Annotated in this window: 15 protein-coding genes; 14 read left to right on the top strand and 1 reads right to left on the bottom strand. The window is 58.9% G+C overall.

Annotation, left to right across the window (positions count from 1 at the left end):
- Positions 1–85: 85 nt before the first annotated feature.
- From EXY20_RS25460 to cls, 12 genes are all read left to right on the top strand, one after another.
- On the top strand, positions 86–970 hold the full coding sequence (locus EXY20_RS25460) for a helix-turn-helix domain-containing protein (protein ID WP_135554941.1): 885 nt from the start codon (positions 86–88) through the stop codon (positions 968–970).
- Between the two features lie 204 nt (positions 971–1,174).
- Positions 1,175–2,749, top strand: coding sequence for a hypothetical protein (locus EXY20_RS25455; protein ID WP_135554940.1), 1,575 nt, complete (start codon positions 1,175–1,177; stop codon positions 2,747–2,749).
- 137 nt (positions 2,750–2,886) lie between these two features.
- Positions 2,887–4,527, top strand: coding sequence for an extracellular solute-binding protein (locus EXY20_RS25450; RefSeq protein ID WP_167859517.1), 1,641 nt, complete (start codon positions 2,887–2,889; stop codon positions 4,525–4,527).
- A 97-nt stretch (positions 4,528–4,624) separates the two neighbouring features.
- The gene (locus EXY20_RS25445) at positions 4,625–5,539 is read left to right on the top strand and encodes an ABC transporter permease (protein ID WP_207671338.1); all 915 of its coding nucleotides are present in this window, start codon (positions 4,625–4,627) and stop codon (positions 5,537–5,539) included.
- A gap of 16 nt (positions 5,540–5,555) precedes the next feature.
- The gene (locus EXY20_RS25440) at positions 5,556–6,431 is read left to right on the top strand and encodes a carbohydrate ABC transporter permease (RefSeq protein ID WP_135554937.1); all 876 of its coding nucleotides are present in this window, start codon (positions 5,556–5,558) and stop codon (positions 6,429–6,431) included.
- A 78-nt stretch (positions 6,432–6,509) separates the two neighbouring features.
- Positions 6,510–7,406, top strand: coding sequence for a helix-turn-helix transcriptional regulator (locus tag EXY20_RS25435; RefSeq protein ID WP_135554936.1), 897 nt, complete (start codon positions 6,510–6,512; stop codon positions 7,404–7,406).
- 175 nt (positions 7,407–7,581) lie between these two features.
- The gene (locus EXY20_RS25430; RefSeq protein ID WP_135554935.1) at positions 7,582–8,247 is read left to right on the top strand and encodes an aspartate/glutamate racemase family protein; all 666 of its coding nucleotides are present in this window, start codon (positions 7,582–7,584) and stop codon (positions 8,245–8,247) included.
- Positions 8,248–8,286: 39 nt separating this feature from the next.
- Positions 8,287–9,261, top strand: coding sequence for a dihydrodipicolinate synthase family protein (locus EXY20_RS25425; protein ID WP_167859516.1), 975 nt, complete (start codon positions 8,287–8,289; stop codon positions 9,259–9,261).
- Positions 9,262–9,278: 17 nt separating this feature from the next.
- Positions 9,279–10,586, top strand: a complete 1,308-nt coding sequence (locus EXY20_RS25420; RefSeq protein ID WP_167859515.1) for a four-carbon acid sugar kinase family protein — start codon at positions 9,279–9,281, stop codon at positions 10,584–10,586.
- A complete protein-coding gene (locus tag EXY20_RS25415; RefSeq protein ID WP_135554932.1) occupies positions 10,586–11,557 on the top strand; it encodes a Gfo/Idh/MocA family protein in 972 nt (323 codons plus the stop codon). Before EXY20_RS25420 ends, EXY20_RS25415 begins: the two co-directional genes overlap by 1 nt.
- Before the next feature lie 200 nt (positions 11,558–11,757).
- Complete coding sequence (locus EXY20_RS25410; RefSeq protein WP_135554983.1) at positions 11,758–12,972, top strand: class I SAM-dependent methyltransferase; 1,215 nt, start codon at positions 11,758–11,760, stop codon at positions 12,970–12,972.
- A gap of 32 nt (positions 12,973–13,004) precedes the next feature.
- Positions 13,005–14,411, top strand: a complete 1,407-nt coding sequence (cls, locus tag EXY20_RS25405) for a cardiolipin synthase (RefSeq protein WP_135554931.1) — start codon at positions 13,005–13,007, stop codon at positions 14,409–14,411.
- Between the two features lie 36 nt (positions 14,412–14,447).
- Here the strand turns inward: cls and ligD are convergent, their stop codons facing one another.
- Positions 14,448–15,374 (bottom strand): non-homologous end-joining DNA ligase, encoded by a 927-nt coding sequence (ligD, locus tag EXY20_RS25400; RefSeq protein WP_135554982.1) that lies wholly within the window; start codon positions 15,372–15,374, stop codon positions 14,448–14,450.
- Between the two features lie 363 nt (positions 15,375–15,737).
- Here ligD and EXY20_RS25395 point away from each other — a divergent pair, with 363 nt between their 5' ends.
- A complete protein-coding gene (locus tag EXY20_RS25395; protein WP_135554930.1) occupies positions 15,738–16,439 on the top strand; it encodes a Uma2 family endonuclease in 702 nt (233 codons plus the stop codon).
- A 62-nt stretch (positions 16,440–16,501) separates the two neighbouring features.
- Positions 16,502–17,125, top strand: coding sequence for a Uma2 family endonuclease (locus EXY20_RS25390; protein WP_135554929.1), 624 nt, complete (start codon positions 16,502–16,504; stop codon positions 17,123–17,125).
- Positions 17,126–17,301 lie beyond the last annotated feature (176 nt).

Below are 17,301 nucleotides of genomic sequence, written 5' to 3'. Positions count from 1 at the left end.
TTGGGCGTGAAAATGAACATTCGGGCACAAAACTTAACCTTTTGTCGCCAAAATCGGCTAAGATGGCGATAAGGGGGCATCGTCCATGGATCGCAAAATTTCGTTTCCGGCCATCGGCTCCGCCGTTTCGCTCGGCGGCGGCCATTATTCGGTGCAGCCCGCGGGCTGGTCGTTCCGCCAGCACGTCCATCAAGGCTGCGAGCTGCTGTATTGCGACGAAGGCGTGCTGCACGAATGGGTGCAGGGCGAAGCGGTGGATGTCTCTGTCGGACAATGGCTTGTCATCATGCCGGGCGTCACGCACAGCACGATTAACGTATCCGGCCAAGCGTTTGCCTATTTCTCCGTTCATTTCGATCTGCTTGACAGCGGCATGCGTCACGAAGCCAGCGCGGCGCCTTATATCCATATCCGCCAAAGCACGCCGGCGCTGCGCCGCCTGTTCGGCGAACTGAAAGAGTTGTTCGGCTTTGGCGCTGCGAAGCAAAGCGGGATCAGCCAGCAGCTGAAGCCGGTGCTCAAAGCCGCGGACCGCTTGGCGTATCAAGCCGCTTTCCTGCTCATCCTGCGGGAAATTTGGCAGCTTTCCGCAGCTAGGGGACCGCATGCCGTAACGGGCCGACCGGCGATCAAACCGGCCGAAATCGAGCTGGCCCGCACGATCGAACGCCTGCTGCAGGACGCCGTCCTGCAGGAGCTTTCCATCGACGCCATCGCCAGGGAGCTGTATATCAGCCGCAGCCATCTGAGCGATGTGTTCAAGAAGCTGTACGGGATTGCGCCGCGCCACTACTTAAGCCTGCTGAAGATGAACAAGGCAAAGGAGCTGATCGACCGCGGCGACCTGTCGCTCGAAACGATCGGCGACCGGCTCGGCTATTCGTGCGCGGCGGCGTTCAGCCGGCAGTTCCGCCGCTGGTGCGGCATGCCGCCGGTGCAATACCGCAGCCGGAAGCGTGCGGACGGCTGACGGCCGGAACCGGCAACGCCAATACGAAGCGGTTGTATGGGGAATGATTTCCCGTACAGCCGCTTTTCATCATTCACAAACGGCAAGGCGCCCGTCCTCATAATAATGTGTAAGAGAGTGCGAATCATTGGACAAATACAGCCGGCAACCGAACTGCTATAGTAGGGGAAGCATCATCAGTTTGCCAGAAAAGGAGCGATGCGAATGTGTGCCGAGGTGTATCGCGTAGGGGAGCCTTATGAGCTGACGGGCCATCGATTGGTGTTTACCAGTTGGTTTTATGTTCGCCAAGGATCGTTCGATTGGGTCGACGGACAAGGCAATCGCGTTTCCGTCAATGGAGATCAAGGGCCGCTTGACGCCGAGCTGCGAACGCGGGATCATCCTGCGGGCATCAAGCTCACCGTCCGTCCGGCGATCCGGTCGGGCCCCCTGTTTCCGTTCGAAGGCCACGAATGGGAAAAGAACGGGATCAATATCGGTACGATGCTGCAAGAGAACAACCGTTATCGCGCATGGGGGAATACGAGCAGAGGATCGTCGTTGTCCAAGCTCAAATCGAGCTACCTCATCTACTTCGAATCGGAGGACGGGATGAACTGGGTTAGGCCGAATTGCGGCATTGTCGCCTACAACGGCAACACGAACAACAACCTGGTCCACGGTCCCGATACCGGGTTTACCGGCACCGTATTCGTCGACCCGAACTCCGAGGAAGAACGGTACAAGTATGTGTGCGAAGAATCGCTTTCCCTGGAGGAATATCGGCAGTACGCCAGCCGGTGGCCGCAGGACGTCGAGTCTATTGCCAAACGCAGCGACCGCATGATCGTGGGCATACGCGGCGCTGTTTCCGGCGACGGCTTGCGCTGGAAGTTTATCGAGGAACCGCTGTGCGTGACGCATGCCGATACGCAGGTGACCGGGTATTACGACGCCCGGCTGGGCAAGTTCGTGCTGTATTCGCGGGGCTGGTCATCGGCGCCTCAGGCGGAGGCGTATGCGGACGACGCCTACGGCGAGATGTTTGTGCATGCGCGCCGTTCGATCAACCGCACCGTATCGGGCGACTTCCGCCACTTCCCGCTGCCGGAAATTATCGTCGAGCCTTCGGCGACGATGAAGCCCAACGAAGTCTTTTATACGAACTGCTACACGACGATTCCCGGCGCGCCGGATCATCGCCTGATGTTCCCGACGGTGTGGCAGCTGGGCGGCGGGGATCACACGCATCTCATGCTGTATTCGAGCCGGAACGGCTTGAACTGGAGTCCGGTGTCGCATGACCCCGTATTCCGCACGGCCGATTTTGGCGCCTGGGACGGCGGGTGCCTGTTCGCTTCGCCGAATTTGCTCGAATTGCCAAATGGCGATTTTGCGCTGCCGTATACGGGCTGGAACGTGCCGCACAAGTATCCGCGGGTCAATGCGCAACGTAATGTGGGCTATGCGATCTGGCCCAAGGGGCGGATGGTTGCGGTGGAAGCGGAAGGCAAGGGAGAGTTCGCCACGACGGCGATCGTTCCCCCGGGGGCGAAGCTGCGGATCAACGCCGTGACGACCCGCGGCGGATCGATCCGGATCGAGGCGGCCGACGTGGACGGCAACCCGCTGCCGGGACGGGAATTTGCCGAGGCGGTGCCGCTTGTCGGCGACCATCACCGTACCCTGGTCACGTGGCGCAACCACGGCGATATGGGCATCGCGCCCGGGCAAGCCGTCATGCTGCGCTTCCGCATGGATGCCGCTTCGATCTACGGCCTGGAGTTTAAAGCGTAGGCCAAAAATATTGTAAGCAACTGCGAAGAAATGTGTAAATCTTCTTGGCAAACGAAGTTGTATAGTGATAGCAAGAGATGAAGACGCTGTCATGACGGGATCGTCGGGATCATAATGAGATGAGGGTGGGGAGAGCCGTGTCAGGAGGAAGATGGGTCAAGTCGGTTTACGTTGCCGCGATTGTGCTGCTCTGCGTTGTTGTCGTTGCGGCCTGCAGCAAGGGGGGCAAAACAGGCGACAGCAGCACCGGCAGCGCCAGTCCGAGCGCAGGTGCCGGGGCGTCGGCCGCGAAAGAGGCGATCAAGTTTCAGCTGATGGTGTACGATGAGCTGGTCGGCGGGGGGAAGCCGCTGCAGGACATTAAAAACTATCATATTTTGCCGCAGCTGACCAAGGACTTGCTGGAGAAGGAGCAGGTGCAGGTCGAGTTTATCGGCGGCGGGCCGCGCGACAACGGCTACATCAAAAACGTCGATTTGAAAATGGCTTCGCAGGATATTCCGGACTCGCTGTATTTGAGCAAGGCGCAGGCGGAGCAATACGGCAGCCAGGGCGCGCTCGTCGATCTGGCGCCGCTGTTCAAGAAATACGCGCCCAACGTGCAGAAGTTTATCGACGCCAACCCCGGCTTCAAGGCATTCATTACGAACGACCAGGGCAAAATATTTTCCGTGCCGAACCAGCGGGCGATGGTGCCGACGTATTCGTGGGCGTACCGCAAGGATTTGCTCGACAAGCTTAATCTCAAGGCGCCAACGACGGCGGATGAATTGACGGAAGCGCTGCGCGCGATGAAGAAGGCGAATTCGGCGCGCACCTTTTTCCCGCTGGCGTTCGAAGGGTCGTCGCTACAATATCTCGCCCTCGGCCACGTGTTCGGCGCCGAGTCGAAGCTGAACGCGGACGGCACGTTGACCGGCATTTATTCGCCCACCGGAGGAGGCACCGACTATTTCTCCCCCGGCTTCAAGAAGATGATCGAATACTTGAACATGCTGTATACGGAAGGGCTGCTCGATCCGGAATCGGCCAACTTCGCCAATAATGAAGAGAGCCTGACGCAGAAAATGGTCACCGGCAACGCGGCCATCACGTTCCGCACGCCGCTGCGCGCCAGAGAGTGGCAGGCTGCGGGCCGCAAGACCGACCCGGCCTACACGTTCACGTCGATGGCGCCGCTGAAAAACATTGCCGACGGCAAACAATTTCTCGCCACTACCGCGCCTTATGAGGATGGGCGAACCATGGCGGTCAGCGCCAAATCGAAGCATCCGGAAGCGCCTGTCAAGTTCCTCGACTATCTGTTCAGTCCCGAAGGCACGACGCTGCGGCGGTGGGGCATCGAAGGGCAGTCGTACAAGGTCGAGAACGGCAAAAAGAAGTTCCTCGTCACCTTCGAGCAGACGGTCGACGAGCAGTCGCAAGGCAAGTCGTGGACGACGCTGAACAAGGATTTCGCCGTGTTCTTCGCTCCGCCCGATGCGGAAGCGGGCATTGCCCTGCAGGATGCCGATATGCAGAACCAACTGAACATGCTCGCGCCGTTCATACCGAAGGTTCCGTACGTGACGCTGACGCTCGACCAGCAGAAGCAGATGAACGACTTGACGCTGCAGTATGGCGACAAGGGCAACCAGTGGGTCACGCAATTCATTACCGGCAAGAAGCCGATGAGCGAATGGGACGCGTTCCTGAGCGACATGGACAAATTGGGCTACAAGAAGGCAAGCGCCATCTGGCAGGACGCCTACAAGAAATATTTGCAGAGCGTGAAGTGATCCGCGCCGCCGCGGAAGCTGAATAACGGGGATGAAATGAGGTCCGTTGACGGCCTCATTTTGTCCTAATTGCAAGTGTTGTGGAGGAGAAATGAAGATGATCTTATTGCGCAAAATATGGTCGGTTCGGCTGCTCTACCTGATGTTTCTCCCCTGCCTGATCTATTTCGTCATTTTCAAATACGTGCCGCTGTACGGAATTCTGATCGTATTCAAAAATTACAGCCCGTTTCAGGGCATATGGGGCAGCCCGTGGGCGGGATTGAATCATTTCCGCAGCATGCTGACAGACCCGTATTTCTACAAGCTGTTCAAAAACACCGTCGTTCTTGCGCTGTACAGTATTTTGTTCGGATTTCCGGCGCCGATCCTGTTCGCGTTATTCCTTAACGAAGTGAAGCATCGTTTCCTGAAGCGGCTTGTGCAATCGGTTACCTTCTTCCCCTATTTCATTTCTTCCGCGGTTGCCGTTGCCATCCTGTACTCCCTGCTCGCTCCCCAGCAGGGCATCGTCAACGTCGTGCTGTACAACGTCTTCCAGGCGGGCCCGTTTTATTTTATGCTCGACCCGGCTTATTTCCGCTCCCTGTACAACGGGCTGATGATCTGGCAAGGGTTCGGCTACGGGGCGATCATTTATTTGGCGGCGATGACCAGCATCGATCAAAGCCTGTACGAAGCGGCCGAAATCGACGGCGCGAGCCGCTGGCGCAAAATGTGGCATGTCACCCTTCCCGGCATTTCGAGCACGATCATTATTTTGCTCATCCTGCGCATCGGTTCGATTCTCAGTGTCGATCTGGAAACGATTCTGCTGATGTACAATCCGAATTTGTACGACGTGGCGGACGTGCTCGCTTCGTTCGTGTACCGCAAAGCTTTTCCGGCCAACGGGTTTCCCGATTACTCGTATGCCGCCGCGGTCGGATTGTTCCAAAGCGTCGTTGCCCTGAGTCTGGTGCTGGCGGCGAACGCGCTGGCGAAACGGTATTCCAGCTCCAAGCTGTTCTGATCGGGAAGGAGAACCCATGAACAACAGGTTAAGCACTTTCGATGTTGTCAATTATTCGATACTTATCTTGATCGCGCTGGCGTGCGCCTACCCGTTCGTCAACATTATAGCCGTTTCCCTCAGCGACGGCGCCTACGTGCAGGCGGGCAAAGTGTTTCTGTATCCGCGCGGCTTCAACCTGGAGACCTACGAGCAAATCTTGTTCCGCAATCAATTCGGCATTCCCCGGGCGATGTACAATTCGGTGCTGTACGCCGTGCTGGGCACGGTCGTCGCCGTTTCGCTGACGTACGTCGCCGCTTATTGCCTGTCGCGGCAGCGTTTCGTGGGGCGCCATGTGTTCATGCTGCTGATTTTTTTCACGATGCTGTTCGACGGCGGGCTGATCCCGCATTATTTGCTGGTCAAAAACTTGGGGCTGGTCGGCACCATCTGGTCGATGGTAATTCCGGGAGCGATCAATGTATTCCTGCTCATCGTGACGCGAACGTTTCTGGATACGTTGCCCGTGGAGCTGGAGGAATCGGCTTTCATCGACGGCGCCAACGATTTCAGGGTAATGCGCAGCATTTTTATTCCGCTGTCGGCTCCGATCATAGCGACGATCGCCGTTTTTTACGCGGTTGGCATCTGGAACGCCTATTTGTCGCCGATCATTTATTTGCAGAAGACGAAGCTGTATCCGATTCAGGTCATGCTGTACCAGCTGACGATTCAGCCGAGCGCGACTTCGGAAACGCTGCCTACCGTGGTCGAAGGTTCGGTTCTGATCAATCCGGTCAATTTGCGCGCGGCCATCATTTTTATCGGCATGTTTCCGATTCTGCTGGTATACCCGTTCGCTCAAAAATATTTTACCAAGGGCATCATGCTGGGGGCGATCAAGGGGTAATTGCACTGCGGCGCATGCTATAATGGCAGTAGCTTGAAACCGCATTCACGCATTCACCAAACCCAAGGAGTGTTCCCGATGCTGGATCTTGGCTTGCAGATGCACCGGATCGTCAAGTTGAAGTACAATTCGGGCTATTACATCGAACGCCACTCGCATCACTTCTTTCATTACATCTATGTGCTGGACGGGATCGGGCAAATTGTGGTCAACGATGCGACGTACAACGTCGCCAAGGGCGAGCTGTATCTGATTCCGATTCATGCGGACCACGAAATCCACAGCCTGGAGAGCTTGACGACGATCAATTTTAAGTTTACGTGCGGCCACAGCTTTGCAAGCAAGCTCAACAACCTGAAGTACCGCGTTAACGACCTGACGCCGCATGAGGACAACATCATCAAGGACGTGCTGAACGAAGCGTTGTGCGCTTACGAATATTCGCAGGAACTGATCAACATCCGCTTCACGGAATTGCTGCTGAACATGCTGCGCAGGGAAACGGCGGCGGAAAGCGCCAAGGCGCGGCACAGTCTCGACACCCATTGGAATCGCAACGCCGCAAGCGACGAGCTCGGGGAAGTGATGCGGTACATTCACGCCAATTGCGGCAAAGTGATCCATATCGACGAGCTCGCCGGCATTGCCGGCTACAGCGAATCTTATTTCTGCACGTTGTTCAAGCGCAGCTTCGGCACCAGTCCGGTACAGTATATCAACCACATGAAGGTGCAGAAGGCCAAGGAACTGATGCTGCATTCGGAAACGAACATTACGCGGCTTGCGAAAACGCTTGGCTTCGAAAATATCCACTATTTCAGTCGGCTGTTCAAAAAAATCACCCATGTGTCGCCGCAGGAATATATGCAGAAGCTGCAGGGCGACATCGTCATCAACGTGATCAACGACAGCGTGTACATTCCGAAGAGCCGGTACGAAAGCCCGCAAAAACGAAGGGCGGATATCGGCTCGTGAGCAATGTCCGCAGCCTTGCAGTCCGGTGTGAAAGCCGGGTCGGCAGGGCTGTTTTTTTTGGCCTTGCCGGCCGGTTCACGAGAGAAATGTATACGCAATCCAAAAATTTCGTGTAAATACAATCCGTTCGGCGTGTGAAATAATGGCTTTAGGAGTCGAGAGAGGAGCGGGCCGGGTGCAGAAAAAGGTGGCCATTATTCACACGAGCTTCGTATCGGTAGAGGAGTTGAAACGGCTGTTCGGCGAAATTGCCCCCTCTGTGAAGGTGTACCATATTGTGGACGACAGCTTGCTGCAGGAAGTGCTGGCAAACGGCGGCGTAACCGAAGGGGTCGCCGGCCGCATGACGCAATACGCCAAGCAGGCGGAATCGATCGGCGTCGATCTTGTGCTCAATCAATGCTCGTCCGTTGGCGAGGCGGCCGCAACGGCCCGGGAGCACATCGATGTTCCCTTGCTGCGCGTGGACGAGGCGATGGCGGAGGAGGCGGTTGCCCGCGGCAAACGGATCGGCGTGGTGGCGACGCTGGAAACGACGCTCGGGCCGACGGTGCGGCTGATTGAAGCAAAAGCGCGGGAAGCGGGGCAGGAAGTTGCGGTGACAAGCCGCTTGTGCGCCGGCGCCTTCGACTGTCTGGTGCAAGGCAATCGCGACCGGCACAACGAGATGGTGCTGCAGGCGATCCGCGAGCTGGCGGCGGAAACGGACGTTGTCGTGCTTGCCCAGGGCAGCATGGTTGCGCTGCTGCCGCTGCTTGACGCAAATCCGGCGCCGGTTCCGGTGCTGACCAGTCTGCGTTCGGGCGTACGGCGCGCGGCGGACATGCTGCTGCGAATGTGAATCGGCACCGGTGGAGGCCGACAATTGGAGGGTGATGGTGTGGGGAAGCTGGAAGGGATCGTTCCGCCGATTATTACGCCGATTTTGGATAATGAGGATATTGACGAATTTCATTTGCGCAAAATCGTGTCGCATTGCATCGATAACGGGCTGCACGGCATTCTGGTCGCCGGCTCGGGCGGCGAGGCGATGGCCTTGACCCAGCGACAGCGGATGAACGCGATTCGAATCGCGCTGGACGAAGCGCAGGGCAGAGTGCCGGTCATCTGCGGAGCGATGGACACCGGCACGCGCCAGGTGGTCGAAAATATCAAGCAGATCGAGCAGCTCGGCGGCGAATACGTCGCCGTCACGCCGGTATTTTATACGAAGACATCGAATCAGGACGATATCGTCCGTCATTTCGAACAAATATCCCGGCAAACCGCACTGAACGTGTTCATTTACAACATTCCGCTCAATACCCAGGTGAACATATTGCCGGAGACGGTGCGGCGAATCGCGCGCATCGACCGGGTTGTCGGGCTGAAGGACAGCAGCGGGATTTGGCCGCAGTTCGAAAAGGTGCTGCATGCGTTCAAGCAAGACGACAATTTCCGCATTTTTCAAGGCTCGACCGAAATCGCCGGCGTCAGCATCCTGTGCGGCGCGGTCGGGTATGTGCCGATCTACAGCGTGTTTTTTCCCAAGCTGTTCAGGAAGCTGTACGAGAAGGCGGCGGCCAAGGATATCGAAGCGACGCTGATGCTGCAGCATATCGTCAACTTGCTTTCGGTCAAGCTTACTTCCCGCGGCAACAACATTCTGAGCGCCAAGGCGATCGCCCAGATGATGGGGCTGGGGTCCGCGAAAGTATGCGATCCGAGCATGCCCATTACGGCGGAGGAGTATGCCGGCATCCAGAAGGTCGTGTCGGCATTCAGCTCGTCCATCCAGCGGGCGATGCCCGACCAGACGTTGTCCGGCGCGGCTTCGCTGCGTTACGACGATCTGGCTCAGGCGCTCAATCTGTAAGCGGGGGAGCGGAGTCGATGCGCAGGAAGCTGGTTATTTTCGACGACGATCCGACGGGCACGCAGACGGTAGCCGATGTGGCGGTTATGCTGCGCTGGAGCAAGGAGGCTTGCCGGAAGTTCATGGAAGGGGACGAGCAAACCGTATTCGTCTCGACCAACACGCGGGCATTGCCGCGCGAGCAAGCGGTTGCCCTTGTCCGCGACGTCCGGCGCGCCATGGAGGAAGAAGCGGCCGCGGCGGGCGTTGCGCCCGTCTTCCATCTGCGCGGCGATTCGACGCTGCGCGGCCATGTGTTCGCCGAGCTGGAGGCTATCGGCGACGGGACGGCTGCGAGTTTGTTCGTTCCCGCCTTTCCCGAATGCGGACGTTTCACCAGAGGCGGCATCCACTATTTGGACGATGGGCATACGTGCCGGCCGGTGGCGGAAACGGAGTACGCCGCCGATCCGGTATTCGGCTACACCAGCGTAACGATGGCCGATTGGGTGAACGAAGCGAGCGGCGGCGCGTGGCAGGCGGTTGCCGTTCCGTTGTCGCGGCTGCGCGGCGAAGGCGCGCCGGCGATTGCCGCGGCGCTGCTCGGGGCGGCAGCGGGAACCGTTGTCATTCCCGATGCGGAGCGGGAGGCGGATCTTCATACGATCGCCGAAGGGCTTGCGCTTGCGGAAGCCGCGGCTCCGGGCCGCTCCTTTGCCGTCCGTTCCGCTTCTTCGCTGGCTCGCATTCGCGCCGGTCTGCGTTCGAAGACGATCGATGCGGCGAACATGGAAGGAGCGGGGCGACTGCTCGTTGTATGCGGCTCCTGCACGACGGAGGCAACTCGTCAACTTCGCCGGCTGACGGAGATGACGGGTGCGGAGCCGGTAACGATTCCGACGCGGCGGGTGCTGGCGGACGGAGCCGCCGCCGTGGTGCCGGAATTGGCGGACCGCCTGCGCGAAGCGCTGGAGCGGCGCCAATTCGCCATCGTCGCCACCGAACGCAACCGTTCGGCGCGTGACGGCGACCTGGCCTCCGGGGCGCAGCTTATGGCGGCGCTGACCGGGCTCGTGCGCTGCGTGCTGCCGTTTTGCGACGGTATCGTGGCCAAGGGCGGCATCACTTCCGCGCAGGTGGCGGCGGACGGAATGATGGCCGAGCGCGCGTACGTGTGCGGCCAGTTGGCCGCCGGCGTTTCGTTGTGGCAGGTCGCAACCCCCGGCGGGCGCGTGCTGCCCTATGCCGTCGTCCCCGGCAACGTGGGGGGCGAACATACTCTCGCCGACATTGCGCGCAAATTCGGCAAGCAAGGCGACGGAGCGGCAGGGGGAGGCGGCGACTGATGGCCGGCAGCATCAAAGCGGTTTTGATCGGGATGGGGAGAATCGTCCAGACGATGCATTATCCCGCGCTGGCTTCATTGCCCGATGTGGAAATAGCCGGCATCTGCGACCCCGATTGCCATGCGCCGCATAATCGCGCCGCCGCGTTTGGCGCTTCCGTTCCCCGCTACGCGGACTACCGCCAGATGATCGACGAACTGGCTCCCGATATCGTCTATGCGATCGGCCAGCCGCACCAAATGTACGATATATGGCGATGGTGCCTGGAGCAGGGAATCACCCTCTTCGTGGAGAAACCGCTCGGCTTTACGCCGCATCAGGCGCGGACGCTTGCCTACCTGGCGGATCGCCATCGCTGCGTGACGCAAGTCGGGTTCCAGCGCCGCACCCATCCGATGGTCGCGATGCTGCGGGACGAATGCCTGAAGCGCGGGCCGATTCATGCGGCGACGTGCCGGTTTTACAAACACGGGCTTGCGCCGCACCTGAAATTGATCGATCAGATGATGGTCAACTGCACGCATACGATCGATACCGTCCGCTGGATGTGCGGCGGCGAAGTGATTGCGGTCGAGAGCCTGACCCGCCGCATCGGCGTGCCGGATATCAATTACGTATCGGCAACGCTGCATTTCGACAACGGTTCGGCCGGATACGTGCACAATTACTGGGCGTCGGGCCGGCGCATCTTTGCCGTGGAAATGCACGGCAACGATATTTGCGCGGAGGCGGAGCACGAAGGCAAAGGGTATTTGTACGCGGGCGGCGATGCGAACGGGCATGTTTTTGACGCGCGCCACATTTGCGGGGGAGACGAACCTTACGTCTATTGCGGCTTCCGACACATGCATCGCCAGTTTGTCGATTGCGTCAAAACCGGCAAACCGCCGGCTTCGCCTTTCGCCGACGCCTTGAAGACGATGGAAATCGCCGAAAAAATAATCGCCCAATCCGTTTTGGCCGGCAGGTAATGCCGCCGTTCCACGGGTCTGAAACGAGTCCGCGCCAATCGCGGGCTTTTTGGCATGTTCATTATTTTGGGGGTGTCGTTGGTCCGGACCTTCGCCGGCGGTTCGTTCCGTTTTGTTTGCCCGGCGTTTTCGGGTATAATTTGGACAGCAAGGCCGGACCGGCCTGACGAACGAGCGGATGGAGCTGCCGACAACGAATGATGGAACATGCGCAGGCATTGATACGCGAGACGGTGGAGAAGCAAACGCTGCTGGCGGCGACGCTCAGCAACCCGCGGCGCAAAGGGCCGGACGAGCCGTCGAAAATAAAGCTGAAGCCGCTTATGCTGAAGGGCGGGCCGGCTTACCAGTTCGCGCTGACGGTAGGAACGAAGGAACTTCACGAGAACCACGAGCCGGAGGCCGCTGCGGCGCGTCTGATCGCGCTGCTGACGGACTCGTTCAAGCAAGGATTGCTGCAGACGAAGGACGCCGATTACCAGATTCTCGTCAACAAACACGGCCAGGCCGCGATCAAACGCCAGCCGGCGACCAAAGCGGCGCCGCAGCCGGAAGCGCTGGCGCATAATCGCAAGAAGATGTACATCCTGGAAGAAGGCGAACCGGCGCCGTTTCTGGTCGAGCTGGGCGTCATGAACGCGCAGGGCAAGGTGCTCGCGGCCAAATACGACAAGTTCCGCCAGATCAACCGCTTCCTCGAGCTGATCGCCGACGTCGTGCCGCATCTGGCGACCGGCCGGCGGCTGCGGATCATCGATTTTGGCTGCGGCAAATCGTATTTGACGTTTGCCTTGTATCATTATTTGGCGCATGTCCTGCGCCTCGATATCGAAGTGACCGGCCTCGATCTGAAGGCCGACGTCATTGCCCATTGCAGCGCGCTGGCGGACAAGCTCGGCTACGAGCGGCTGCGCTTCGCCGTCGGCGACATCGGCGCCTACGAAGGCGCGGACCGCGTCGACATGGTCGTGACGCTGCATGCCTGCGACACGGCGACCGACGCCGCGCTGGACAAGGCGGTGCGCTGGGGCGCCGACGTGATCCTGTCGGTGCCGTGCTGCCAGCACGAGCTGTTCGCGCAGGTGGACAGCGCGCTGCTTGCGCCGATGCTCGGCCACGGCATCGTCAAGGAGCGGTTCGCCGCGCTGCTCACCGATTCCGTGCGGGCGAGCCTGCTCGAGCTGGTCGGCTACAAGACGCAGATCGTCGAGTTCATCGACATGGAGCACACGGCGAAAAACCTGCTGATCCGCGCCGTGCGCCAGCCTCATCCGGACGCGGCCAAACGCCGCGAGACGGCGCGGGCGTACAATGAACTGAAGCGGCAGCTGCGCATCTCGCCGTATCTCGAGCGCGCGCTGGCCGACCGGCTTGCGCCGCTGCCGGGCGAAGACGGGGAGCCGTCGCCACAATAGCAACAGGTTCGGCCAGATGAGGGGGTGTTCGGTTGCTCTGGCTAGTCGTCATTTTGCTTCTTTTTATTTTTCAGGTTGCGACCATACTCGTCCTGGAATTCCGCCAGCCGTCCAAGGCGATTGCCTGGATGCTGATTTTGTTCATTTTTCCGATCATTGGGTTCGTGCTGTACTATTTCCTGGCCAAAGGGTATAAAAACCGCCGCACGATCCGCCGCAAAGGCAATCGCCACATGCGCGAGGTTCGCCGCGATCTGCTGCGCGAACGCAAGAAGTCGCCCGATATCAACCGCGATCCGCGGCTGTTCGGGCTGCTCTCCAACTTGCCGGGGTCGCCGGCGACCGAATGCAACGATGTGACCATTCTGACGAACGCCGCTCCCACGTTCGAAGCGCTGCTCGATGCGATGGCCCATGCCCAGGACCATATCCATCTCGAGTTTTATACGATTCGGCACGACAAGATCGGCACTCGCTTCCAGGAAATGATGATCCGCAAAGCAAAGGAAGGCGTTACGGTGCGGCTGCTGTACGACGGCGTCGGCAGCATCGAGCTGAGCGAGAAATATGTGCGCACGCTGCGCGAGGCCGGCGTCGAGACGGGCTGCTTCCTGCCGCCGTTCATCGCGCTCGTGGACAAGCGGCTCAACTACCGCAACCATCGCAAAATCGCCGTCATCGACGGCAAAGTCGGTTTCCTCGGCGGCATCAACATCGGCGACGAATATTTGGGCGGGAACCGCAAGCTCGGTTTTTGGCGCGACACGCATATGAAGCTGAAGGGCGATGCGGTTTATTTTTTGCAGCAGACGTTTCTTGCCGATTGGGCGTTTGCGACCGGACACGCGATCAACGGGCCGCGCTATTATCCCGAGCATGACTGCGACAAGCAGGAGAGCGTGCAAATCGTCAATAGCGGACCGGACTCGAGCTGGGATACGATTCTCGAAGTGTACTTCGCCGCCATCTCGACGGCCAAACGCAGGGTGCATATCGCCACGCCGTATTTTATCCCCGATCAGAGCATGCTGATGGCGCTGAAGACGGCCGCGGTCAGCGGGGTGGATGTGAAGATCATCATCCCGAGCGTCGCCGACACGCACGTCGTGTACTGGGCTTCGTTGTCGTATTTGGATGAGCTGCTTCAGGCGGGCGTGCGGTTCTACAAATACAAAAAAGGCTTCATCCACGCCAAAGTGCTGATCACCGACCAGACGCTCGCTTCCGTCGGCACGGCGAATATGGACATGCGCAGCTTCTACAGCAACTTCGAAATGAACGCCTTCATGTTCGACAACGAACTGATTGATCGGCTCGAGGCCGATTTCCGCCGCGACCTGCTCGACAGCGAAGAAATTACGCTGGCCGAGTTTTCCAAGCGGGGCCGCCTGCAGCGCGGCAAAGAAGTGATGGCGCGGCTGCTTTCGCCGCTGCTGTAGCAGATGGCAGCCGCCTTAGGTTGAGGCGGCTGGTTTTCATCTTGGCGCGCGGCTGGCGGTTGCGCTCGCGTTCGGGAGAATGGCGAGCACGTGGTCGAGCGATTGCGGCGCGAGCTGGGCGATCAGATCGCCCTGATCGGCGAGCCGCCGCTCCATCGTGAGCAAGTTGAACTCGCGGGCGCTGACGCCGCGCTTTACTTCCTTCCAGTGGAGCGGCGCCGACACCGTGGCGAATTCGCGGGCGCGGGGCGTGTAGGGGGCGGACAGCGTTTTGCCGTACCAGTGCTGGAGGTAGTCGATGTAGATGAGGTCGCCGCGGTTTTTGATGAATCGTTCGACAGTGAACAGCTTCGGGTGCAATTGCACCATGTACTCGGCGACGAATTTGCCGACCGCGCGCAGCTGCTCGAACGTGTAGCGGCCTGGAGGGATCGGCACATAGATTTGGATGCCGGTGGCGCCTGACGTTTTGGGCACGGAGCGGATGTTCATCTTCTCCAGCGTTTCGCCGATCAGCCAGGCCGCTTCCATGATGCGCGGCTCCTCCGGCTGTGTCGGATCGATGTCGAGCAGCCATTCGGCAGGCAGCGTGTCGTCGATAAGGTGAAACGAAGAGTGGAACTCGAGGCTGGCCAAATTGCCGAGCCACAGCAGGGTCGGCACGGAGTCGAGATTGACGTAGCGAATGCCTTCGAGCGTGGCCGTCCGGACGTAGCCGGGCAGCGGTTCGGGGGCGTTCTTCTGGTAGAACGACTTGCCGTGGATGCCGTTCGGGTAACGGATCGTCGTCAAATAGCGGCCGCTGCAATAACGCAGCAAGTACGGCGCAAGCGCGGTCAGCTTCTGCAGGTACATCAGCTTTGTGATGCCCTGTTCCGGCCACAGCAGCTTGTCCGGGTTCGATATCGCGATTTCGTGGCCGAAGATAAGAAGCGTGCCTTTGTCCGCGGTGCGGGTTGCCATCATTATGGTGCTCCCCTTTCGTTTGTGTGCAAATTTGGTTTGACTGGTGCGTTGATCAAAATAGGCCATGAAAAATGGCTTATTTGCTCCTTTTTGTGCGGTTCGGAGGAAATAGCCAGTGAAAACACTGGCTATTGTGGCCAAAACGCCACTCAAGCGGCTCTTTCAGCGAAATAGCCAGCGATTTCACTGGCTATTTTGTTGTTGTTGGCTGTTTTGGGGGGAATAGCCAATAAAACATGGCTTATTTCGGCGGCGAGACTCTTTCACTTGTTAAAATGAGTCGAAACCGCGGTAAACATACGTTTCCTCTTCCCTGATATGGTACAATTATGAAAATGGACAGGCGCGGAGGGGAAACGGATGGCGGCGGACAAGCGGAAAGACGCGGACAAAGTGAAGGAGCGGCAAGCGTCATATGAGCATGAGCGGGAGTATGGACAGGAACGCGGGTGCGGACAGGAGCGTGGGCAGGAGCAGGAGCAGGAGCAGGAGCAGGAGCAGGAGCAGGAGCAGGAGTACAATTACGAGAGGTATGCGGCGATGGCGGATGACGGCAATCGCTATGAGGTGGTCGAGGGGCGGCTGGAACTGATGGCGCCGGCGCCGTCGCCGGGGCATCAGTCGATCGGCGGGGAACTGCATTATTTGTTGAAGGGAAGCTGCCAGTCCGACTACTTGATTTACTTGTCCCCCATCGACGTCATCCTCGGCAGCCGGGACGTACGCCAGCCGGATCTGCTCATGCTGCATCGCAGCCGCAGCCATATCGTGACGCGACGCGGCATTGAGGGGGCGCCCGACCTCGTCGCGGAAATCTTGTCGCCGGGCTCGCGCAACCGGGACAAGGTCGGCAAAGCGCGCACCTACGCCAAATACGGCGTGCCGGAATACTGGATCGTCGATCCGGACGCGTTGACGCTGGAGCGTTACGTACTGCGCGGAGGCCGTTACGAGCTTGACGAAATATTCGAAAACGACGACCAAGCGACTTCGGACAAGCTGCCTTGCGTAGCGTTCAAGGTTAGCGAGTTGTTTGCGGACATGCCGGATTACACTTCGTGAGTTGCGCCTGAGATGAGAATACCGTTTTGTATAAATTGAATCGTACAAAGGGAGGGGGAGGCATGACGGCGGAAAAACGCAAAGACGCGGACAAAGTGAAGGAGCAGCAAGCGTCATACGAGCACGAACAGGAGTACAATTACGATCGGTACGCGGCGATGGCGGATGACGGCAATCGTTACGAGGTGGTAGAGGGGAAACTTGAGCTGATGGCACCGGCGCCTTCGCCGGGACATCAGTCGATTAGTCGGGAATTGCTCAAGCAGGTGGACAAGAGCTGCGAATCGGATTATGTCATTTATTTTTCCCCCATCGACGTCATTCTGAGCAGCAAGGACGTGCGCCAGCCCGACCTGCTTATGCTGCATCGCAGCCGCAGCCACATCGTAACGCGACGCGGCATTGAGGGGGCGCCCGACCTCGTCGCGGAAATCTTGTCGCCGGGCTCGCGCAACCGGGACAAGGTCGGCAAAGCGCGCACCTACGCCAAATACGGCGTGCCGGAATATTGGATCGTCGATCCGGACGCATTGACGCTGGAACGTTACGTGCTGCACGACGGCCGCTACGAGCTGGACACCGTGTTCGAAGGTGACGACACGGTCGAGTCGGACAAGCTGCCCTGCGTCAGCTTCAAAGTCAGCACCTTGTTCGCCGACATGCCCGACTATGACCGCTGCAACTGAACAATACTCGATTTCGGCATCGTGGCCCGCGGGCTTAACAGGAAATCCTCCCGTTAATTCACCGCATTTACCCGGAATTCGGCCAAAAGGCGAAAATTAGCACGAGGTTTTCCCTTTATTTTGGCGAATGGGGGATTTTTACATGAAATAGCGGGAGGTTTCCCGGTATTCGTTGG

It is taken from the genome of Paenibacillus cymbidii (genome assembly GCF_004764705.1).
GTDB lineage: Bacteria > Bacillota > Bacilli > Paenibacillales > NBRC-103111 > Paenibacillus_AN > Paenibacillus_AN cymbidii.
The sequence above is the reverse complement of the archived record's forward strand: the minus strand, read 5'-3'. Positions and strand labels throughout refer to the sequence as shown.